Source organism: Streptomyces macrolidinus (assembly GCF_023887685.1).
GTDB classification, from domain to species: Bacteria; Actinomycetota; Actinomycetes; order Streptomycetales; family Streptomycetaceae; genus Streptomyces; species Streptomyces macrolidinus.
The window spans coordinates 19,276-40,156 of the sequence record NZ_JAMWMR010000032.1; the positions used below are offsets into that span (position 1 = coordinate 19,276).

The following is a 20,881-nucleotide window of genomic DNA, read 5'->3' on the forward strand; positions in this document are numbered from 1 at the left end:
TCGCCTCGGGCGCCCTGTTACGTTCGCCACCGTGTCTGCCTTGAAGAAGATCGCCGGGCGCCGCCTGCCGGTCGCCTCCGCCGCCGTGTTGTCCCTCTCGCTCGCCCTGTCGGCGCCCGCGTCCGCCACCCCTCGGAGCCCCTCCGCCTCGCCCTCGGCGACGCCCCCGGCCGGGATGTCGACCATCGGCGGCGCCCGGCTCGGCAGACCGGGCACCCAGGTGAACCTCGGCGACGGCGCCCCCGTGCTGCCCAAGGGCCTCAGCGCGCGCTCCTGGATCGTCGCCGACGCCGAGTCCGGTGAGGTCCTGGCCGCGCACAACGCGCACTGGCGGCTGCCCCCGGCGAGCACGCTGAAGATGCTGTTCGCGGACACCCTGCTGCCCAAGTTCCCGAAGACCACGGAACACAAGGTGGAGCCCGCCGATCTGGAGGGCATGGGCGAGGGCTCCAGCATCGTCCCGCTCAAGGAGGGCGAGACCTACACGGTCCGCGACCTGTGGCTCGGGGTCTTCCTGCGCTCGGGCAACGACGCGGTGCATGTGCTGTCCGCGATGAACGACGGCGTCGCGCAGACCGTCGAGGACATGCAGGCGCACGCCGACGAACTCCAGGCCCTCGACACACGGGTGGTCAGCCCCGACGGCTACGACGCCAAGAAGCAGGTCTCCTCGGCCTACGACCTCACGCTGATCGCCCGCTCCGGGATGCAGAAGAAGGACTTCCGGGAGTACTGCTCGACAGTGCGGACGCAGTTCCCCGGCGAGACCGTGAAGAAGAAGGGCAAGAAGACCCGTACGTCCTTCGAGATCCAGAACACCAACCGGCTGCTGGCCGGGGACAGCGACGTCACGCCGTACCGGGGCATCGCGGGCGTGAAGAACGGCAACACCACGAACGCGGGCGCCACCTTCACGGGCGTCGCCGAGCGGGACGGCCGGGTGCTGCTCGTCACGGTCATGAACCCGGAGAAGAAGGATCACAACGAGGTCTACAAGGAGACCGCCAAGCTGTTCGACTGGGGGTTCGGCGCGGCGGGCAAGGTGACGCCGGTGGGTGAGCTGGTCGCCCCGAAGAGCGCGCGCACGAACGCCACGCCGGGGGCGAGTCCGTCCGCCCCGGCCGCGGGCAAGGAGTCCGCGGAGCCGGTGGCCGTCAAGAAGAGCGGTGGCTCCACCGGGATGGGAGTGGCGCTCGGTATCGCGGGTGGGCTTGTCGTCCTGCTCGCGGCGGGCGTCTTCCTGGTCCGTCGCCGCCATCCGCTGCCGGATCCGGTGCGCCGCCGGACCCGCCCCTGACCGTCTCCGTCTCCTCGTCCCCGACGGGCTGCGCGTCCTCCTCGCTCCTGACCGGCTCCTCGCCCTCGACCGGATCGTTCCTGGCCCGCGTCGCCGTCCAGGCGGCGCAGAACAGGACGAGCCTGGCCATCAGGTTGATCCAGAGCAGCAGCGCGACCGGCACCCCGAAGGCGCCGTACATGCTCTTCGCAGCGACGCCCTGGAGATAGCCGCTGAGCGAGACCTTGAGTAGTTCGAAGCCGATGGCACCGATCAGGGCGGCCGTCACCAGTCGGCGCCGGGGCGGCTCCACGCCGGGCAGCAGCGTGAGGACGTAGAGCAGGAGCAGGAAGTCGGTGAGGACCGAGACGGCGAACGCCGCGACACGCAGCAGCGCGGTCCCCCAGCCGCCCTGATCGAGTCCGAGCGGCCCGGCGAGCCAGCCGACGAGCGCGGAGGCGATGGTGGACGTGGCGAGGGTGACGAGGACCGCGCCGCCGAGCCCGAGGAGCACCCCGGCGTCCTTGAGCTTGCGCAGCAGGGGGTTCTCGTCGCCGTCCGGCAGCTCCCACACCGCGCGCAGACAGTCCCGTACCTGTCCCACCCAGTTGACGCCGGTGACCAGCAGCACGGCACCGGCGATGACGCCGACGGTGCCCGCGTTCTGGACCAGGGCGTGGATGTCGAGCTGGCTGGAGAGGCCCGGGAACTGGTCGGCGATCTTCGACTGGAGGTTGTTCTGCTGGGCCGTGCTGAGCGTGGCGGCACCGACCGCGGCGGCGACGGTCAGCAGCGGGAAGAGCGCCACGAAGCTGATGAAGGTCAGCGCGGCGGCGAGCCGACTCCACTTCACCCGGTCCAGGCGCTCATAGGCGCGCCAGACGTGTGTGGCCATGAGGCGGACGACCACCGGCCCGATGACGGGGAGCTTCTTCAGCCAATCCATGTTCGACTTCCCCTCGCCGCGCCCGGCACGGCCCTCGCCCATTCCGGTGAGGAGCCATGCGGGACGTCGAGATTGCTACGTTACGCCCGTTTCACGGCGCTACGGTCACGGTCATGCCTGCCCACAAGGACACCTTTGGCACCCCCCGGTCCCTGCTGCTCCTCGGCGGGACCTCCGAGATCGCGCTGGCCACCGCGCGCCGCCTCGTCGCCCGCGGCGCCCGTACGGTGTGGCTGGCCGGACGCCCCTCCCCCGCGCTGGAGGCAGCCGCCGCGCATCTGCGACGGCTCGGCGCCGACACCCGTACGGTCCCCTTCGACGCGCTGGACTCCGAGGCCCACGAGGGCGCGCTCGGCAAGGTGTTCGCGGAGGGCGCCGTCGATCTGGTGCTGCTCGCGTTCGGCGTGCTCGGCGACCAGGCCACCGACGAGCGGGACCCGGTGGCCGCGGCCCGGGTCGCGCAGACCAACTACACCGGGGCCGTCTCGGCGGGCCTGGTGTGCGCCGGGGCGCTGCAGGCGCAGGGCCGCGGCTCCCTGGTGGTGCTGTCGTCGGCCGCCGGGGAGCGGGCGCGGCGCGGTGACTTCATCTACGGCTCCAGCAAGGCGGGCCTGGACGTGTTCGCGCAGGGGCTCGGGGACGCGCTGCACGGCACCGGGGTGCACGTGATGGTGGTGCGGCCCGGGTTCGTGCGGACCCGCGGGACGTCCGGGCGTGCGGAGGGGCCGCTGCCCACCACACCGGAGCAGGTGGCCACCGCCATCGAACTGGGGCTGCGCAGGCGGTCGGAGGTGGTGTGGGTGCCGGGGTCCCTGCGGCTGGTGATGTCGGCGCTGCGGCATCTGCCTCGGCAGGTCTTCCGGCGGCTGACCAGCGTCTAGGTCAGCGCTCAGGACGCGGGAAGCGTGGCGTCCTGGGGCGCACCGGCCTGGGGAGGCACCATGGCGCTCCCGAAGGGGAACTCCCGCAGCTTGCGCCAGACGCCGTCCGCGCCCTGCTCGTAGAGCGCGAAGCCCGTGCAGGGCCAGGCGGCCTCGTAGTCGGAGAGTTCCTCGTGGGCCCGGTCCATCGCCGCCTCGTCGATGCCGTGCGCCACGGTGACATGCGGGTGGTACGGGAAGACCAGCTCGCAGGCGACAGGACCGGAGGCGTCGCGCACCTGCTTCTGGAGCCGGGCGCAGGCCTCGGCGCCGTCGGCGACCTTGACGAACACCACGGGCGAGACGGGCCGGAACGTGTCCGTGCCGGACAGCCGCATCGGGAACGGGCGCCCGGCCGCCGCGACGTCCGCGAGGTGCGCCTCGATGGCGGGCAGCCGGGCGGCGTCGACCTCGGTCGGCGGGAGCAGGGTGACATGCGTGGGGATGCCGTGCGCGGCGGGGTCACCGAAGCCCGCGCGCAGCTCCTGGAGCAGGCTGCCGTGAGGCTCCGGGACCGCGATCGACACACCGATCGTTACGGTCCCCACGTCGTCTCCTGTCGTCGTGCCGGTGTTCTTCGGTGCTTCGTGCGGCGACCGCCCGGGAGGGTGGCCGCCGCGGCGGGTTCAGTGCTTGGCGGGCAGGAAGCCCATCCTGTCGTACGTCTGGGCGAGGGTCTCCGCGGCGACGACGCGCGCCTTCTCCGCGCCCTTGGCCAGGATCGCGTCGAGCGTCTCGGGGTCGTCGAGGTACTGCTGGGTGCGCTCCCGGAACGGCGTCACGAAGTCGACCACGACCTCGGCGAGGTCCGTCTTGAGGGCACCGTAGCCCTTGCCGTCGTACTTCTGCTCCAGTTCCTCGATGCCGGTTCCGGTGAGGGTGGAGTAGATGGTCAGGAGGTTGCTGACGCCCGGCTTGTGCTCCACGTCGTAGCGGATGACGGTGTCCGTGTCCGTGACCGCGCTCTTGACCTTCTTGGCGGTGGCCTTCGGCTCGTCGAGCAGGCTGATGACGCCCTTCGGCGTGGCCGAGGACTTGCTCATCTTGGCCGACGGGTCCTGGAGGTCGTAGATCTTCGCCGTCTCCTTGAGGATGTACGCCCGCGGGACCGTGAAGGTCTCGCCGAAGCGGCCGTTGAAGCGCTCGGCGAGGTCGCGGGTCAGCTCGATGTGCTGACGCTGGTCCTCGCCTACCGGGACCTCATGGGCCTGGTACAGCAGGATGTCGGCGACCTGGAGGATCGGGTACGTGAACAGGCCGACGCTCGCGCGCTCGGCGCCCTGCTTGGCGGACTTGTCCTTGAACTGGGTCATCCGGCCGGCCTCGCCGAAGCCCGTGAGGCAGTTCATGACCCAGGCGAGCTGGGCGTGTTCGGGCACATGGCTCTGGACGAAGAGCGTGCACCGCTCGGGGTCGAGCCCGGCGGCGAGGAGCTGGGCGGCGGCCAGGCGTGTGTTGGCGCGCAGCACCTTCGGGTCCTGCGGGACGGTGATCGCGTGCAGGTCGACGACCATGTAGAACGCGTCGTGGGTCTCCTGGAGGTCCACCCACTGGCGGACGGCGCCGAGGTAGTTGCCGAGGTGGAACGAGCCGGCCGTGGGCTGGATTCCGGAGAGCACGCGAGGACGGTCTGAAGCCATGTCCCCCATTCTCTCAGGTCCGCACGGCACGTCCGGAACTGGTCTGCAACAGGATGGGACCCAAGCGTCACCGACGGTGTAACAAGGGGACATGACAAGACGCGGGGGCGGGGTCCGGGGGCTCGGCGGGCTGGTGGCGGCGCTGGGGGCGACGGCGGCGGTACTGGCGTGGAGCGCGGCCCCGGCGGAGGCTGTGGGCAAGCTCTCACCCGGCCTCGCCCTCGTGGTGGCGAACGACACGGGCCGCACGACGACCCTGCGCCGGGGGGACCGGGACTTCACGCTGCTGTGGCGACTGCTGGGGCCGACGGAGACGAGGAGCGAGCGGGTGCCGGAGGCCTGGCGCCAGGGTCGCTACCCGCGCGTGCGCGCCACGGTGGTGTGGGGGCTGCCGGGGGTCGGGGGGTGGCCGCAGACGCAGCGCCCGCCCGGCGGTGACGTGGCCATCGACCGCGAGGACCAGGTGTTCCTAGCGGAGGACGGTACGGCGTGGGTGCGCTCGGATCCGGCGCCCGACGTCGATGACGACGACATCCGGTGGCGCCGGGCGCCGCGGGATGTCTTCGACCGACTGGAGAAGAGCGGGCTGTGGGACCCGCCCGCCACCGAGGCAGCCGACGCCTCGGAGCGCCTGCGCTGGGGGGCCTGGGGGCTCGGGGCGGGGCTCGTTCTGGGCGGCGGTGGCGGGTATGTCGTACGGCGTGCGGCGGACCGGCGCGGGAGGTCACCGGCCGAGCCGCGGCACGAACTCATCGACCTCTGACGGGCAGCGGGGCCGCGTGCCGTGGCGCGGCCCCGTGCTCGGCGGTGGTGGTCAGCCCAGGTCGATCTCCGGGTACAGGGGGAAGCCGGTCAGCAGGGCGGAGGCGCGATGGGCGATCTCGTCCGCGGTCTTCGGGTCCAGGACGTGCTGGGCCTTGGACGGGGCGCCCTTGCTCGTCGTGCCGGGCACGGTGGTGGTGAGGACGCGGTCGATCAGGGCCGCGATCTCGTCCATCTCCGCCGTGCCCAGGCCGCGCGTGGTGAGCGCGGGGGTGCCGATACGGATGCCGGAGGTGTACCAGGCGCCGTTCGGGTCGGCCGGGATGGCGTTGCGGTTGGTGACGATGCCGGAGTCCAGCAGGGCGGCTTCCGCCTGGCGGCCGGTGAGGCCGTAGGAGGAGGCCACGTCGATCAGGTTCAGGTGGTTGTCCGTGCCGCCGGTCACGAGCGTGGCGCCACGGCGCATCAGACCCTCGGCCAGCGCGCGGGAGTTGTCCACGATCCGCTGGGCGTAGGCGCGGAAGGAGTCCTGCCGGGCCTCCGCCAGCGCGACCGCCTTCGCCGCCATCACATGCGGGAGCGGGCCGCCGAGCACCATCGGGCAGCCGCGGTCCACCTGGTCCTTGAGCGAGTCGTCGCACAGGACCATGCCGCCGCGCGGGCCGCGCAGCGACTTGTGGGTGGTGGTCGTGACGATCTGGGCGTGCGGTACGGGGTCGAAGTCGCCGGTGAGGACCTTGCCCGCGACCAGCCCCGCGAAGTGTGCCATGTCGACCATGAGCGTGGCACCGACCTCGTCGGCGATCTCGCGCATGATCCGGAAGTTCACCAGCCGGGGGTAGGCCGAGTAGCCCGCGACGATGATCAGCGGCTTGAAGTCGCGGGCGGACGCGCGCAGCGCCTCGTAGTCGATCAGCCCGGTGGCCGGGTCGGTGCCGTAGGAGCGCTGGTCGAACATCTTGCCGGAGATGTTCGGGCGGAAGCCGTGCGTGAGGTGGCCGCCCGCGTCCAGGGACATGCCGAGCATGCGCTGGTTGCCGAAGGCGCGGCGCAGGTCGGCCCAGTCCTCCTCGGAGAGGTCGTTGACCTGGCGGACGCCCGCCTTCTCCAGCGCGGGGGCCTCGACGCGCTGGGCGAGCACGGCCCAGAAGGCGACGAGGTTGGCGTCGATACCGGAGTGCGGCTGGACATAGGCGTGGCGGGCGCCGAAGAGCGCCTTGGCGTGCTCGGCGGCGAGGGACTCGACGGTGTCGACGTTGCGGCAGCCGGCGTAGAAGCGGCGGCCGACGGTGCCCTCGGCGTACTTGTCGCTGAACCAGTTGCCCATCGCCAGCAGCGTCGCCGGGGACGCGTAGTTCTCGGAGGCGATCAGCTTGAGCATCTCGCGCTGATCGGCGACCTCCTGGCCGATGGCGTCGGCGACGCGCGGCTCGACGGCGCGGATCACGTCGAGGGCGGCGCGGAAGGCGGTGGACTCGGTGGAGAGGGACTGCGGCTCGGGCATATCGGCCTCCGGGGCGTGGCAAGCGATCACGGTTCACGGTCGGCCCAGGCGCACGGCACTCGCTCGAAGGCCCTCGGGGACCGGGGCCGCTCCCCGATGGTCGGTCCCATCCCAGCGCGCCAGTCACGGCCCGCGGTCAGCCTACCGGGCGCGTCGGGGCGCCCCGTGTCCTCGTCCACCATGCGAGCGACGGCAGGAAGGCGACGATGGGTAAGGGGGCCGCCCGTCCTCGGAGGCCGGAAGGGGCTCATGTGAAGACCACCGACACGATCATCGCCGCGATCGAGGCCCACAGCGCGCACAACTACCACCCCCTCCCGGTCGTCGTGGCGACGGCGGAGGGCGCGTGGATGACGGATGTCGAGGGGCGCCGCTATCTCGATCTGCTGGCCGGGTACTCGGCGCTGAACTTCGGCCACGGCAACCGGCGGCTCCTCGACGCGGCGAAGGCACAACTGGAACGGGTGACGCTGACGTCGCGGGCCTTCCACCACGACCGGTACGCCGCGTTCTGCGCGCAGCTCGCCGAGTTGTGCGGCATGGAGATGGTGCTGCCGATGAACACGGGCGCCGAGGCCGTGGAGACCGCGGTGAAGACCGCCCGCAAGTGGGGCTACCGGGTCAAGGGCGTGCCCGCCGAGATGGCCAAGATCGTGGTCGCGGCGAACAACTTCCACGGCCGTACGACGACGATCATCAGCTTCTCCACCGACCCGGAGGCGCGCGCGGACTACGGTCCGTACACACCGGGCTTCGAGATCGTGCCGTACGGCGACCTGACCGCGATGCGCGCGGCGCTGACCGAGAACACGGTGGCGGTGCTGCTGGAGCCGATCCAGGGCGAGGCGGGGGTGCTGGTGCCGCCGCCCGGGTATCTGCGGGGGGTGCGCGAGCTGACCCGCGAGCGGAACGTCCTCTTCGTCGCCGACGAGATCCAGTCGGGGCTCGGCCGCACGGGCCGCACCTTCGCCTGCGAGCACGAGGACGTCGTACCGGATGTGTACGTGCTCGGGAAGGCGCTCGGCGGCGGGATCGTGCCGGTGTCGGCGGTGGTGTCGAGCAGGAACGTGCTCGGGGTGTTCCGCCCTGGCGAGCACGGGTCGACGTTCGGCGGGAACCCGCTGGCCTGCGCGGTGGCACTGGAGGTGATCGCGATGCTGCGCTCCGGTGAGTACCAGGCGCGGGCGGCGGAGTTGGGCGAGCGGCTGCACCGCGAGCTGGCCCCGCTGACGGACACGGGCCGGGTGACCGCGGTGCGCGGACGCGGGCTGTGGGCGGGCGTCGACATCCATCCGCGGTACGGGACGGGGCGGGAGATCAGCGAGAAGCTGCTGGACCTGGGGGTCCTGGTGAAGGACACCCACGGCGCCACGATCCGTATCGCCCCGCCCCTGGTGATCAGCGAGGAGGACCTGGACTGGGGGGTGGCCCGGTTGCGCGCGGTCCTCGGTGCCTGAGGGCTGTGCGGTCAGAGGATCACATGCGGCAGGAAGCGGGCGTACTCGTCGGTGATCAGACCGGAGGACTCACGGATGCCGAGGCCCGCCGACTCGCCGTCGACGACCCAGGCGCCGAGGACGACATGGTTGCCGTCGAACGCAGGCAGGGGCGCCAACTCCTGGTAGCAGCACGCCTCTTCGCGGACGACCGGGGCGGCGCCCGGCTCGTGGATCGTCACCCCCGCGCCCTCGCGGCCGAGGAGCGGCTTGGCGACGTAGCCCGTGGTGTGCGCCAGGTCCCGCGGGCCGTCGAGGTGGGCCGGGAGCAGGTGGGGGTGGCCCGGATACAGCTCCCAGAGGATCGCGAGGAGCGCCTTGTTGCTGAGCAGCATCTTCCAGGCCGGTTCGATCCACAGGGTGCTGCCCGTGCCGCCGCCGTTGTCCAGGGTGTCGAGGACATGGTCGGCGAACGCGTCCATGGTGAGCCATTCCCAGGGGTAGAGCTTGAAGCAACTGCGGATGAACCGGAGCCGGTTGTCGACGAAGCGGCCGGAGAGCGGGTCCCAGCCGATCTCCTCCATGGAGATCCAGTCGGTGTCGAGCCCGGCCTGTTCCGCGGTCTCCTTCAGATAGGCGACCGTCATCAGGTCCTCGCCGAGTTCGTCGTCCGAGGAGTGCGCGAAGTGGAGCCGGCTGCCGGGCGGCAGCAGGTCGGCCTGTCGCTTCCAGGCGGCGACGAGCCGTTCGTGGAGGGAGTTCCACTGGTCGGCGCCCGGGAAGCGTTCCTCCATCCAGAACCACTGCGGCGAGGCGGCCTCGACCAGGGACGTGGGGGTGTCGGCGTTGTACTCCAGGAGCTTGGCCGGGCCCGTGCCGTCGTAGTGCAGGTCGAAACGGCCGTAGACGGAGGGGAGTTCGGCGCGCCGCTGCCAGGCCTCGGCGACGGCCCGGACGACGCGCGGGTCGGTGATGCCGAGGTCGGCGAAGCGGTTCTCGGCGACGATGTGCCCGGCCGCGGCCAGACACATGCCGTGCAGTTCCTCGACGACCTCCTCCAGCGCCTCCACCTCGGGGAGCGAGAAGACGTAGTACGCGCTCTCGTCCCAGTAGGGGCGCAGGGAGTTGTCCGGGTAGCGGGTGAGCGGATAGATGAGGCCCTGGGCCTCGACCGTCTGCTGCCAGCCAGGGCGGGGTTCGATCGTGCGACGTTCCACGGGGTGCTCAGCCGCCGGATCCGCCGTGGCCGCCACCGAAGCCGCCGCGGTGGACTCCGCTGTGGCTGTCGCCGTACGAACCCGAGCCGCCCGAACCGCCCGAGCCCTTGCCGGGCTTGACGAACGAGCCGTCCTTGACCCAGCCGCGCTTCTTCTTGCCGCCGTAGTACCAACCCCCGTTGACCCGGGCCTTGGTGGTGGTGCAGTTCTTGTCCGCGACGACCCGGTAGCCCTTGCCGTAGGTGTAGCTGTTGCGGTCGACGCACCGCTTGTCCGGATCCGAGTCCGAGGAGCAGGCGGTGAGCGTGGCGGCGAGCAGTCCCATGCCGCCGAGGAGGACCGCGCCTGACCGCAGTTGTCGCCGTGTGTCCGCCATGTTCGTGTTCGCCCCCGTGCGATGAGTGTGTCAAGACATTCGGTATGAGCCATGAGCCATGAGCCATGAGCTGTGAGCCGTAAGCCGTGTGCGATCAGATTAGACACTCGCTGGCGCGTTCGAACCCCGCCCTCTTCCTACCGCGTCCCCTTAGAGTCGCTCTGTGCTCTTTGGAATGGTGTGTGCGCTGGGTGCGGCGGTCTGTTTCGGTACGGCGACCGTCTTGCAGGCGGTCGCGACCCGTACGGCGGGGCGGGGCGGGGGCGGGGACGCGGCCCTCCTGCTGCGGGCGCTGCGGCAGTGGCGGTACCTGGCGGGGCTCGCGCTGGACGGGCTCGGGTTCCTGCTGCAGATCGCGGCGCTGCGCTCGATCCCGATCTACGCGGTGGGCGCGGCGCTCGCGTCCAGCCTCGCGGTGACGGCGGTGGTCGCGGCCCGGCTGCTGCGGGTGCGGCTGACCCGGAGCGAGTGGGCCGCGGTGGCGGTGGTGTGCGGGGGGCTGGCGATGCTGGGGCTGGCGTCCGGCGCGGAGGGCGACCGGGCCGGGTCGACGGCGCTGAAGTACGTGACGCTGGCGACGGCGGTGGCGGTGCTGCTGCTCGCTCTGGCCGGGGGACGGCTGCCGGAACGGGGCCGGTCCCTGACGCTCGGGCTGGGGGCCGGATTCGGGTTCGGGGTGGTCGAGGTGACGGTACGGCTGATCGACGGTCTGGCGCCGTCCGCCCTGCTCACCAACCCGGCGACGTACGCGCTGCTGCTCGGCGGATCGGCGGCCTTCCTGCTGCTGACCACGGCCCTGGAGCGGGGGTCGGTGACGGCGGCCACCGCGGGCATGGTCATGGGCGAGACGCTGGGCCCCGCGGTGGTGGGGGTGATCTGGCTGGGCGACCGGACCCGGGAGGGGATGGCCTGGCTCGCGGTGCTGGGGTTCCTGGTGGCGGTGGTCGGCGCGCTGCTCCTGGCGCGGTTCGGGGAGGCGCCGGTCGAGGGGGCACAAGTCGGCGCGGCGCCGGTCGAGGCAGCTCCCGTCGAGGGCGCGTGACGCCGTACCCCGTCGGTCACGGCAGCACGCGGCACAGCGCCTCCAGTGCCGCCGCCCACGCGTGGTCCGGCGGTGTCGCGTAGCCCACGACCAGGGCGTCGGGCGCCTCGGTGACGGAGTGCGCGTGGCGATAGCGCCCCAGCCCGTGCAGCGCGAGCCCCTGCCAGGCCGCCGCCTGGACCACCGTCCGCTCGGTGCCGGGCGGAAGGCGCAGCACCGCGTGCAGGCCCGCCGCTATGCCCGTGACCCGGATGTCGGGGGCGCGGACGGCGAGCGCCTCGGTCAGGGCGTCGCGCCGCCGCCGGTAGCGCAGCCGCGCGGCGCGCACATGACGGTCGTACGCGCCCGAGGTGAGGAACTCGGCGAGCGTCAACTGGTCCATCGAACCGCAGGTGTCCGCCTCGCCCTTCGCCGCCACCGCCTCCTCGGCCAGCCCCGGCGGCAGCACCATCCAGCCGAGGCGCAGCCCGGGGGCGAGGGACTTGCTGGCGGTGCCCAGATAGACCACATGGTCCGGGTCCAGGCCCTGCAACGCCCCGACCGGCTGGCGGTCGTAGCGGAACTCGCCGTCGTAGTCGTCCTCCAGGACCAGTCCGCCGGTGCGCCGCGCCCAGTCGACGACGGCCGCGCGCCGGTCCGGGTGCAGGGGTACGCCCATGGGGAACTGGTGGGCGGGGGTGAGCAGGACGGCGGCCTGGTCCGTCAACGCGTCGGTGCGGGTGGCGCGTTCGTCGAACGGAAGCGGATCGGTACGCAGGCCGGTCGCCGCCAGTTGGTCGTAGTGGACGTCGAGGCCGAACGACTCGACGGCGATGGTGCGGACGCCGCGTGCCTGCAGCGCCGCGCCGAGGATCTTCAGACCGTGCGAGATCCCCGCGCACACGAGGATCCGGTCCGGGTCGGCGCGCACCCCGCGCGCCCGGGACAGATACTGCGCCAGCGCGGTGCGCAGTTCGACGCGACCGCGCGGATCGCCGTAGCCGAAGGCGTCGTTGGGCGCCACGGCGAGGGCGCGGCGGGCTGCCTTGAGCCACTCCGCGCGCGGGAAGGAGGACAGGTCGGGGGTGCCGGGCACCAGGTCGTACACGGGGCGGCTCCGCTTGCGGGGCCGGGGGGCGGGCGCGGCCTTCGGTCCCGGCGAGGTGCGCTCGGCCACCCGGGTGCCCGAACCCTGGCGGGCCGAGAGCCAGCCCTCGGCGACCAGGTCTCCGTAGGCCTCGGCGACCGTGTTGCGCGCGATCCCCAGGTCGACGGCGAGCGAGCGGGAGGAGGGCAGCCTGGTGCCCGGGGCCAGCCTGCCGCTGCGGACCGCCTCCCGCAGGGCGTTCGTCAGGCCTTTGCGCAGGCCCGGCCCGGTCGGTTCGAGCAGGAGATCGACCCCTAAAGTGGCCCAGGATTTCGCCATGGGAATGGACCATACCGCTGGGCTGCACGGTCCGTAGGGTCGAAGCATGATCGCAGAGAACAACGCACAGAACGACGCGCAGAACGACGCACAGTACGCGCACGAAGAGCCCGCCCGACTGCAGTGGGCCCAGCAGGCTCCCGACGTCTACAAGGCCATGGTCCGGCTGGACGTGGCCGCCCGGCGGGGTGTCGACCCGAAGCTGTACGAACTGGTCAAGATCCGCGCCTCGCAGGTGAACGGCTGCGCCTTCTGTCTCGACATGCACACCAAGGACGCGCTCGCGGCCGGGGAGACCGTCGAGCGGATCGTGCAGCTCAGCGCGTGGCGGGAGTCGCGGCACTTCTACACCGAGAAGGAACTCGCGGCGATCGAGCTGACCGAGGCCGTGACGCTCATCACCGAGGGGGGCGTGTCGGACGAGGTGTACGAGAAGGCCGCCAAGCACTTCGACGAGGCCGAACTCACGCAACTGATCGCCGCGATCACGGTGATCAACGCCTGGAACCGGTTCGCCATCACCGCGCGCATGACGCCGGGTCACTACGAGCCGGGCAAGCGCAACTGACCGTTCCTCCTTGGCGGGAGGAGCCGAACGAGTATCACGCGGGCGGAGTTCTTGTCCTTACCGGACGAGGCTCCGCACAGTGATTACCGAAAGAACCCGGCGCCGCGCCAACCGGCGCCGGATGTGCGGAATTTCACGCACCTTCAGTGACCTGTTTCACGGTCTTCGATATCCACACCCCTCGACAGCTCGACGCAATGTCCGCATTCCCTCCACAAGTTGTCGGGAGAACACCGCCAAACGCCTTGGTGTGACATCTCCCTGAGGTTGCCCGAGGCACCGAATCAGTGATTCGATCACGGCAATGACGAGAACCGGAGGGAGCGACGTGGGTTGCTCACATGCCATGGCGTGTCCCCTGTTCCCCCTGCTCAAGGCGAGCTTGCAGGGGTGGCGCGACTACTACTGCGACAGCGCGGACCAATGGCACGACTGTGCTCGCTACCGGCTGTCGCTCACCGGTGAGCCGGTGCCGATCAGCTTGCTGCCCAACGGGGCCGCGGCACGGCACCTCGAAGCGGCCACCGGTCCGGCCCGCCCGACGCAGGCACAGCCTCATCCGACACAGACACAAGGCCATCCGGCACAGGCGCAGGCGTATCCGGCACAAGCGCAGGCCTACCCGGCGCAGGCGTATCCAGCACAAGCACAGGCCTACCCGCCCCCGCAGGCCCAGCCGCCAGGAGCCGATCCGTGGGCACCGGAGGCCGGAGCGTGGTCCCAGCCGACCCCCACACCGACCCCCACACCGGCACCGACACCGACGCCTCCGCCGTCCGCGCGGACTCCGCGCGAGCCCGGCCGCAAGCGCGGCTGGTGGGCTCGGCTCACCGAGTGGATGAGGAGCCCGGCATGAGCCCCTACTGGCCCTGGTGGGCGGGCGCTGTCGGGCTCGCGCTGGTCATCGTCAACCACACCCTCACCACCGACCGGTCCTTCGGGGTCTCGTCGGCCTGGGACCGGGTGCTGCACTGGCGCAGGGAACGCCGACTCGAGCGGGCGGAGGAGGAGTTCACCGACGAGCAGGCGCTGGTCGACGCCCTCGCCGCGGCCACGGCGGAGCACTTCGGCACGGCGGCCCCCAACACCCACGCCGCGCACGGGACTTCGTACGGTGATCCGCAGGCGTACTACGGCGCCCCGCAGGCCCCGTACGCCACGCCGCAGACGTACTGCGACACCCCGCAGACCCCGTACGCCGCACCGCAACCGACCGCCCCGGTGGTCGAACCCGTGGCGGAGGAGCGCTCCTCCGCCATGAACCGGCGCCCGGCGCCGCTGGTCACCCAGGCCTCCCTGCTGGTGTCGATCTTCCTCGGCGGGCTCATCGCCTCGCTCGTCTCCGGACGGTTCGAGATCCGCTTCGACATGGGGCCGGGCTTTCGCGACCTGGTGACCGGCAACCCCCTCACCATGGTCGTCCTGCTGTTCCTGGGCGGCGTGCTGGTGGGCTTCGGCACCCGGCTGGCCGGGGGCTGCAGCTCGGGCCACGGACTCAGCGGCTGCGGTCGGCTGCAACCGGTCAGTATCGTCGCGACCGCCGTGTTCTTCGGCACCGCCGCCGGAGTGTCGTTCCTGCTCTGGAAGGTGATCTGATGCGCACCCGAGGCGCGCTCCTGCTGGCCAACATCATCTCCGGGCTGGCTCTCGGCTTCACCCTCAGCAATATCGGCTTCGTCGACTACGCCGAGCTGAACCGCATGTTCACCTTCCAGGACCCGCGGATGCTGCTGTCCTTCGCCGGTGCCGTCGTGATCATCGCGGCCGTGTTCGCCGTGCTGCGGGTCCGCCGCACGCCGGGGCGCGTCCACGCGGGCGTCGTCATCGGCGCGGTGCTGTTCGGCACGGGCTGGGCGATCTCGGGCGGCTGCCCGGCCATTCCGATCGCCCAGCTCGCGGGCGGGTATCTGCCCGCCCTGGTCACCATCGTCGGTGTCGTGGTCGGAACCCGGCTGTGCCGCTGGGCCAGTGGCCGGTACTTCAAACTCGACCGGGGTTCCTGCGGGTTGTGACGCCGCGGCGGTCACCGCGCGGCGTTATCTCTTCCCGAATTCACCGACGTTCCCGAAGTGGCCTCGCTGCTTTCCGACAACGCAGCCTGAATACGAAAGGCCCACACCGGCTGCCGGAGGGACGCGGTCACGCACCCCTCCGGCGGATGCGATCAGCGCGTCCACGCCCGCCATGTCGAAGTGTGGTTATCCACCCACCTCATCGCCGCCTCGGTCGGGGTCAGCTTCTGGTCGGCAATCAGGAGCGCTACCTCGTTCTGGTCCTGTGTCGTCCACCTGAACTTCTTCAGGAACGTCGCCGCCTTGCCGCCGTTCTTCGCGAAGTCGGTGTTCAGGTACTTCTGGAGCGGGGTGTGCGGGTACGCGCAGGCGACCTTCGTCGCGTCCGCGTCGCACCCCTTCGTGTACGGCGGCAGTTCCACCTCCGTCATCGGGACCTTCTCGAACAGCCACTGCGGCGCGTACCAGTACGTGAGGAACGGCTTGCGTTCCTTCGCGAACTGTTTGATCTGGGTGATCTGCGCCGCCTCCGAACCGGAGAACACCACCTGGTAGTTCAGCTTCAGGTTCTTCACCAGCGCCTTGTCGTTGGTGACGTAGGAGGGCGAGCCGTCGAGGAGTTGGCCCTTGCCGCCGCTCTCCGCGGTCCGCAGGTGCGACGCGTACGCGTTGAGGTTCTTCCAGTCGGTGACCTCGGGGTGCTGCCGGGCGAAGTACGTCGGTACGTACCAGCCGATGTGGCCGGTGACCCCGAGGTCGCCGCCGCGCGTGATCGTCCCCTTGTCCTCGACGTACCGCTTCACCTGGTCGGGGTGGCCCCAGTCCTCCAGGATCGCGTCGACCCGGCCCTGGCTGAGCGCGTCCCAGGCCGGTACCTCGTCGACCTGCACGGTGTCGACGCGGTAGCCGAGTTCGTGCTCCAGGAGGTACTGGGCCACGGCCACGTTGGCCTGCGCGCCCACCCATGACTGCACGGACAGGGTCACGGTCTTCGCGCCCCGCGCGCCCGCGAAGGGCGAGGCCTGCCGGGTCATGTCGGCGGCGCCGCAGCCGGTCGTCAGCGTCAGCGCGGCCACGGCGGCCGTGAGCGCCGTACGGCGGGAGACACCGAAGGTGGACACAGCCATGTCACGCTCCCTTCTTCGGGTGGTGTCCGGTGGGCTGGGTCACCCGGTCGAGCATCAGGCCGAGGCAGACGATCGCCGCGCCGGCCACCAGACCGGTCGCCAGATCGCCCTGCGCGAGGCCGAAGACGACGTCGTAGCCGAGCGCGCCACCACCGACCAGGCCACCGATGATGACGACGGCGAGGACCAGCACCACGCCCTGGTTGACGGCGAGCAGCAACGCCGGGCGAGCCAGCGGGAGTTGGACCTGACGCAGTTGCTGGCCGCTGGTCGCGCCGAGCGAGCGGGCCGACTCCAGGGCCGCCGGGTCGACCTGGCGCAGCCCCTGCGCGGTGATACGGACGACGGCCGGGAACGCGTACACGATCGCCGCCGCGACGGCGGGCGCGCGGCCGACGCCGAAGAGCGCGACGACCGGGATCAGGTACACGAACTGCGGCAGCGTCTGGAAGACGTCCAGGACCGGGCGCAGCAGCCGTTCGAGGCGGTCGCTGCGGGCGGCGGCGATGCCCGTCGCGAGCCCGAGGACGAGGGTGACGGCGACGGCCGCGAGGACCTGGGACAGCGTGTCCAGGGACGGCTTCCACACGCCGAGCACGCCGGTCGCGGCCATCGCGAGGACGGCGGTGAGCGCGGTGCGCCAGGTGCCGATCAGCCAGGCGAGCGCGGCGACGACGAGCAGCACCGACCACCAGGGCAGCCACTGCAGGCCCGCCCGGACCGGGTCCAGGACCCAGGTCGTGAAGCGGGCTGCCCAGTCGGCGGTGCCGCCCACGTACGGGACGCCCGTGTAGAGGTGGGCGGTCATCCAGTCGACGGCGCGGTTCACCGGGGCGGCGATCGGTACGGTCCAGGACGCGGGCCAGTCCGGGCGACCGAGGAGGCGTACGGCCAGGGCGACGGCGACGGTGACCCCGGCGGCGTACGCCCACCCGGCCCGGCCGCCGGGTCCGGGGCGTTCGCCCGCCGCGCCCGTGACCCGGTCCAGGACGACCGCGAGCAGCACGATCGGGATGCCCGCGGCGAGTGCGGCGCCCACGTCGACCGAGGCGAGTGCCTGGTAGACGCGGTCGCCGAGGCCGCCGCCGCCGATCACGGAGGCGATGACCGCCATGGAGAGCGCCATCATGATCGTCTGGTTGAGGCCGAGGAGCAGTTCCCGGCGGGCCAGCGGGAGACGGGCGGTCAGCAGGCGCTGGCGCGCGGTGGTGCCGAGCGACTCGACCGCTTCGAGGACCTCCTTGTCGGCGTCGCGCAGTCCGAGCGCGGTGAGCCGGGCCATCGGCGGGGCCGCGTAGACGACCGTGGCGAAGACGGCCGCGGGGACGCCGATGCCGAAGACCAGGACGACGGGCAGGAGGTACGCGAACGCCGGGAACACCTGCATGGTGTCGAGGACGGGGCGCAGCGCCCGGTAGGTGCGGTCCGACAGCCCGGCGGCGAGTCCGAGCACGGCGCCGAGCGCGACGGAGGCGAGCACCGCGACCACCATGAGCGCCAGCGTCTGCATGGTGGGCACCCACATGCCGAGCAGCCCGCAGGCGAGGAACGCGGCCGTCGTAGCGAGGGCCAGGCGCATCCCCGCGGTACGCCACGCCAGCAGCCCGGCGGCGACCGTCACGCCCGCCCAGCCCGCCGCGAGGAGCACCAGGTAGACGGCGCGTACGGACAGGACGACGGCGTTGCTGAGGTGGCCGAAGAAGTAGAGGAAGAGGGGGTGGCTGTCGCGGTTGTCGATGATCCAGTCGCTGGTGCGGGCGAGGGGCGCGGAGAGGTCGACGGTCAGCGCGTGCGGCCAACTGCCGCTGCCCCAGCGGGCGTTCAGCAAGGGTACGAGGATCGCCGCGGCGACCGCGAGCAGGAGCAGCTTGCCTGCGGACCGGTTCCGGAGGACGCCGGGAAGGACGGCGGCGCGAGAGGCGGTGGTGGTCGTGGTGAGTGCGGCCATCAGGCCGCCTTGTCGTGGCGTTCAGGCCGTTGCCCGGCCTCCGGCGCCCGACGCCCAGGACCCTGCTCGGTGCCCGCCACGACACGGAGCAGCCGGTCGTGGTCGACGACCCCCAGGCAGCGTCCCTCGTCCATGACCCGGGCCGGTGACCCGGTGCGGGCCACCGCCTCGATGGCCTCCGCCACCGTCGCGTCGGGCGGCAGTGCCGGGCCGTCCGCCGTCTCCTCGGCGGACGCGGCGCGCATGGCCGTACGGACGGTCACCACCTGCTCCCGCGGCACGTCCCGGACGAAGGCGCGGACGTAGTCGTCGGCCGGGGAGCCCACGATCTCCTCGGGGGTGCCCAGTTGCACCAGACGGCCGTCGCGCATCAGGGCGATCCGGTCGCCGAGCTTGAGCGCCTCGCTCAGATCGTGGGTGACGAAGACCATCGTGCGGCCCTCCTCGCGGTGCAGCCGGACCACCTCCTCCTGCATATCGCGCCGGATCAGCGGGTCGAGCGCGCTGAACGGCTCGTCGAACAGCAACACTTCGGGGTCGACGGCGAGCGCGCGGGCGAGCCCGACCCGCTGCCGCTGGCCGCCCGAGAGCTGGGCGGGGCGCCGCTGCTCCATGCCCTCCAGGCCGACCTTGGCGACGAAGGCGGCGGCCCGTTCGCGGCGCTCGGCCCGCCCCACGCCCTGGATCTCCAGGCCGTACGCCACGTTGTCGAGGACCGTACGGTGCGGCAGCAGGCCGAAGTGCTGGAAGACCATCGCGGCCCGGTGGCGGCGCAGTTCGCGCAGCCGGGCCTTGTCCATGGCGCGGACGTCCTCGCCGTCGATGGCGAGGGTGCCTGCGGTCGGCTCGATCAGCCGGGTCAGACAGCGCACCAGCGTGGACTTGCCGGAGCCGGACAGGCCCATGATGACGAAGACCTCGCCCTTGCGGACATCGAAGCCCACATCGCGGATCGCGGCCGTGCAGCCGGTGCGCTCGCGCAGTTCGGCAGCGCTCAACGCGGCCAGCTCGGGGTCGGCGGGCACACGCTCCGCCTTGGGCCCGAAGACCTTCCACAGGCCCGCCACCGAGAACACCGGCGTATCGACCTCGGTGCGGACAGAGGTACTTGAGGCATCCGTACTCATCGGGCGTCACCCCCGGCCGGAGCGCCACCGAGCAGATCGGCGCACTTCTCCCCCACCATCAGTACGCCGACCATCGGGTTCACCGCGGTCATGGTCGGGAAGACGGACGCGTCGGCGATCCGGATGCCGTCCAGGCCGCGTATCCGCAACTCGGGGTCCACCACGGTGAGTTCGTCGCTCTCGGCGCCCATCTTGCAGGTGCCCGCCGGGTGGTAGACGGTGTGGGCGACCTTGCGGGCGTAGTCGCTCAGTTCCTCGTCGCCGGTGATGTCCGGGCCGGGGCAGACCTCCCGCTTGAGCCAGCCCGCCAGCGGCTCGGTCTTCGCGATCTCACGGGCGATCCGGATGCCGTCCACGAGGGTGCGGCCGTCGTAGTCGTCCTCGTCGGTGAAGTAGCGGAAGTCGAGCGCGGGCTTGTCCTCGGGGTCGGCGCTCGTCAGGTAGAGGCGGCCACGGCTCTTCGGCTTGGGGATGTTCGGGGTCATGGAGACGCCGAACTCCGGCCGCTCGTAGCCGATTCGCTCCGGGTTGTCGGTGAACGGGATCTGGTAGAAGTGGAACATCAGGTCCGGGCCCGCGTGGTCGGGGTCGCGGCGTACGAACAGCCCGGCGTCGCTGTCCATCGCGGAGTTCTCCGGGATCGGACCGTGCGTCTCCCACACGATCACCGACTCGGGGTGGTCGAGCAGGTTCTCGCCGACCCCCGGCAGATCGTGCACGACGGGGATGCCGAGCTTGTCCAGGTCCTCCTTCGGGCCGATGCCGGAGTGCAGCAGCAGCCGCGGGGAGTCGACGGCGCCCGCGCACAGGACGACTTCGCGGCGGGCCCGTACGAGGATCTCCTCGCCGTCCTGGGTGCGCACATGCACGCCCTCGGCCCGGGTGCCGTCCATCTCCAGTCGGTACGCCCAGGTCTCCAGGAACAGCGTCAGGTTGGGGCGCTCGTCCATCACCGGGTGCAGATACGCGACGGACGCGCTGGAACGCTTGTTGTTCTCGGGGTGGTAGGCGAGGTCGAAGAAGCCGACGCCCTCGGTGAACGGCTTCTTGTTGAAGCCCTCGACACGCGGGACGCCGAGGGTCGCCTGGGCCGCGTCCACGAAGTCGCGGGCGATGGCGTTGCGGTCGTTCTCGTCCACCGGAACGATGTTGTTGAGGAGCCGGGCGTAGTACGCCTCCATCGGGACGGCGCCCCAGCCCTCGGCCCCGGCGGCCTCCCACTCGTCCCAGTCGGAGGGCAGCGGCTTGAACGCGATCAGCGTGTTGTGCGAGGAGCAGCCGCCGAGCACGCGGGCGCGGCTGTGCCGGATGTGCGAGTTGCCGCGCGGCTGTTCGGTGGTCGGGTAGTCGTAGTCGAGTTCGCCGCCCAGGAGGCCCAGCCAACGGCGCAGGGTGAGCACGTCGTCGCGGCCGACGTCGCTGGGGCCGCCCTCGATGACGGCCACCGTGACGTCCGGGTTCTCGGTGAGGCGGGAGGCGATGACGGACCCCGCGGTACCGCCGCCGATGACGACATAGTCGTAGGTGTGCGCGGTCTGGTGCATGGCAGGTTGCTCCAAGGTGCTGGTGGGGGTG

At 71.5% G+C, this 20,881-nt stretch carries 19 protein-coding genes, 1 pseudogene and 1 riboswitch; of the genes and pseudogenes, 9 read left to right on the top strand and 11 right to left on the bottom strand.

The genetic code is table 11. The features are described 5' to 3' along the window. Positions 1–31 precede the first annotated feature (31 nt). Positions 32–1,297 carry a D-alanyl-D-alanine carboxypeptidase family protein gene (locus NGF19_RS31300; RefSeq protein WP_443735604.1) on the top strand — a complete coding sequence of 422 codons (1,266 nt, stop codon included), beginning with the start codon at positions 32–34 and terminating at the stop codon, positions 1,295–1,297. On the opposite strand, the pseudogene NGF19_RS26225 reads toward NGF19_RS31300, so the two are convergent. Continuing rightward, positions 1,251–2,222 (bottom strand): annotated as a pseudogene (locus tag NGF19_RS26225) (YihY/virulence factor BrkB family protein); the annotation flags it as partial. The gene NGF19_RS31300 and the pseudogene NGF19_RS26225 overlap by 47 nt on opposite strands. Positions 2,223–2,335: 113 nt before the next feature. Here NGF19_RS26225 and dprE2 point away from each other — a divergent pair. Then, on the top strand, positions 2,336–3,103 hold the full coding sequence (gene dprE2, locus NGF19_RS26230; protein WP_252427991.1) for a decaprenylphospho-beta-D-erythro-pentofuranosid-2-ulose 2-reductase: 768 nt from the start codon (positions 2,336–2,338) through the stop codon (positions 3,101–3,103). Between the two features lie 8 nt (positions 3,104–3,111). Here the strand turns inward: dprE2 and NGF19_RS26235 are convergent, their stop codons facing one another. Next, entirely contained in the window at positions 3,112–3,690 is a 579-nt protein-coding gene (locus tag NGF19_RS26235; RefSeq protein WP_252427993.1) for a 2'-5' RNA ligase family protein, read from the bottom strand. A 78-nt stretch (positions 3,691–3,768) separates the two neighbouring features. Further along, positions 3,769–4,782 carry a tryptophan--tRNA ligase gene (gene trpS, locus NGF19_RS26240; protein WP_252427995.1) on the bottom strand — a complete coding sequence of 338 codons (1,014 nt, stop codon included), beginning with the start codon at positions 4,780–4,782 and terminating at the stop codon, positions 3,769–3,771. A gap of 91 nt (positions 4,783–4,873) precedes the next feature. Between trpS and NGF19_RS26245 the strand changes: the two genes are divergently transcribed. Continuing rightward, positions 4,874–5,545, top strand: a complete 672-nt coding sequence (locus tag NGF19_RS26245) for a hypothetical protein (protein ID WP_252427997.1) — start codon at positions 4,874–4,876, stop codon at positions 5,543–5,545. Positions 5,546–5,596: 51 nt separating this feature from the next. Here NGF19_RS26245 and NGF19_RS26250 read toward each other — a convergent pair whose 3' ends face one another. After that, positions 5,597–7,048: a glycine hydroxymethyltransferase gene (locus NGF19_RS26250; protein WP_252427999.1), complete on the bottom strand. Its 1,452-nt coding sequence runs from the start codon at positions 7,046–7,048 to the stop codon at positions 5,597–5,599. Between the two features lie 35 nt (positions 7,049–7,083). After that, a riboswitch (ZMP/ZTP riboswitch) is annotated at positions 7,084–7,185 on the bottom strand. Between the two features lie 69 nt (positions 7,186–7,254). Here NGF19_RS26250 and rocD point away from each other — a divergent pair. Continuing rightward, a complete protein-coding gene (rocD, locus tag NGF19_RS26255) occupies positions 7,255–8,505 on the top strand; it encodes an ornithine--oxo-acid transaminase (RefSeq protein ID WP_252428001.1) in 1,251 nt (416 codons plus the stop codon). 11 nt (positions 8,506–8,516) lie between these two features. Here the strand turns inward: rocD and NGF19_RS26260 are convergent, their stop codons facing one another. After that, a complete protein-coding gene (locus tag NGF19_RS26260) occupies positions 8,517–9,701 on the bottom strand; it encodes a glutathionylspermidine synthase family protein (protein ID WP_252428003.1) in 1,185 nt (394 codons plus the stop codon). A gap of 7 nt (positions 9,702–9,708) precedes the next feature. Beyond that, positions 9,709–10,077 (bottom strand): hypothetical protein, encoded by a 369-nt coding sequence (locus tag NGF19_RS26265; RefSeq protein WP_252428005.1) that lies wholly within the window; start codon positions 10,075–10,077, stop codon positions 9,709–9,711. 175 nt (positions 10,078–10,252) lie between these two features. Here NGF19_RS26265 and NGF19_RS26270 point away from each other — a divergent pair, with 175 nt between their 5' ends. Beyond that, positions 10,253–11,119: a DMT family protein gene (locus tag NGF19_RS26270; protein WP_252428063.1), complete on the top strand. Its 867-nt coding sequence runs from the start codon at positions 10,253–10,255 to the stop codon at positions 11,117–11,119. Positions 11,120–11,135: 16 nt separating this feature from the next. Here NGF19_RS26270 and pdxR read toward each other — a convergent pair whose 3' ends face one another. Continuing rightward, complete coding sequence (pdxR, locus tag NGF19_RS26275) at positions 11,136–12,524, bottom strand: MocR-like pyridoxine biosynthesis transcription factor PdxR (RefSeq protein WP_252428007.1); 1,389 nt, start codon at positions 12,522–12,524, stop codon at positions 11,136–11,138. Between the two features lie 46 nt (positions 12,525–12,570). Between pdxR and NGF19_RS26280 the strand changes: the two genes are divergently transcribed. The 4 genes from NGF19_RS26280 to NGF19_RS26295 all read left to right on the top strand — a co-directional run bounded on the left by NGF19_RS26280 (position 12,571) and on the right by NGF19_RS26295 (position 15,104). Beyond that, on the top strand, positions 12,571–13,092 hold the full coding sequence (locus tag NGF19_RS26280) for a carboxymuconolactone decarboxylase family protein (RefSeq protein WP_252428009.1): 522 nt from the start codon (positions 12,571–12,573) through the stop codon (positions 13,090–13,092). 346 nt (positions 13,093–13,438) lie between these two features. Continuing rightward, positions 13,439–13,948, top strand: coding sequence for a hypothetical protein (locus NGF19_RS26285; protein ID WP_252428011.1), 510 nt, complete (start codon positions 13,439–13,441; stop codon positions 13,946–13,948). Then, positions 13,945–14,688, top strand: a complete 744-nt coding sequence (locus tag NGF19_RS26290) for a YeeE/YedE family protein (RefSeq protein WP_252428013.1) — start codon at positions 13,945–13,947, stop codon at positions 14,686–14,688. The genes NGF19_RS26285 and NGF19_RS26290 overlap by 4 nt, the downstream gene beginning before the upstream one ends. Further along, entirely contained in the window at positions 14,688–15,104 is a 417-nt protein-coding gene (locus tag NGF19_RS26295; protein WP_252428015.1) for a YeeE/YedE thiosulfate transporter family protein, read from the top strand. The genes NGF19_RS26290 and NGF19_RS26295 overlap by 1 nt, the downstream gene beginning before the upstream one ends. Before the next feature lie 152 nt (positions 15,105–15,256). Here NGF19_RS26295 and NGF19_RS26300 read toward each other — a convergent pair whose 3' ends face one another. From NGF19_RS26300 to NGF19_RS26315, 4 genes are read right to left on the bottom strand one after another with little or no spacing between them, the layout of a single operon-like run. Then, a complete protein-coding gene (locus NGF19_RS26300; protein WP_252428017.1) occupies positions 15,257–16,231 on the bottom strand; it encodes an ABC transporter substrate-binding protein in 975 nt (324 codons plus the stop codon). A gap of 1 nt (position 16,232) precedes the next feature. Then, complete coding sequence (locus NGF19_RS26305) at positions 16,233–18,179, bottom strand: ABC transporter permease (RefSeq protein WP_252428019.1); 1,947 nt, start codon at positions 18,177–18,179, stop codon at positions 16,233–16,235. Further along, complete coding sequence (locus tag NGF19_RS26310; protein WP_252428021.1) at positions 18,179–19,306, bottom strand: quaternary amine ABC transporter ATP-binding protein; 1,128 nt, start codon at positions 19,304–19,306, stop codon at positions 18,179–18,181. The genes NGF19_RS26305 and NGF19_RS26310 overlap by 1 nt, the downstream gene beginning before the upstream one ends. Beyond that, a complete protein-coding gene (locus NGF19_RS26315; protein ID WP_252428023.1) occupies positions 19,303–20,850 on the bottom strand; it encodes a GMC family oxidoreductase in 1,548 nt (515 codons plus the stop codon). The genes NGF19_RS26310 and NGF19_RS26315 overlap by 4 nt, the downstream gene beginning before the upstream one ends. Positions 20,851–20,881: the final 31 nt, after the last annotated feature.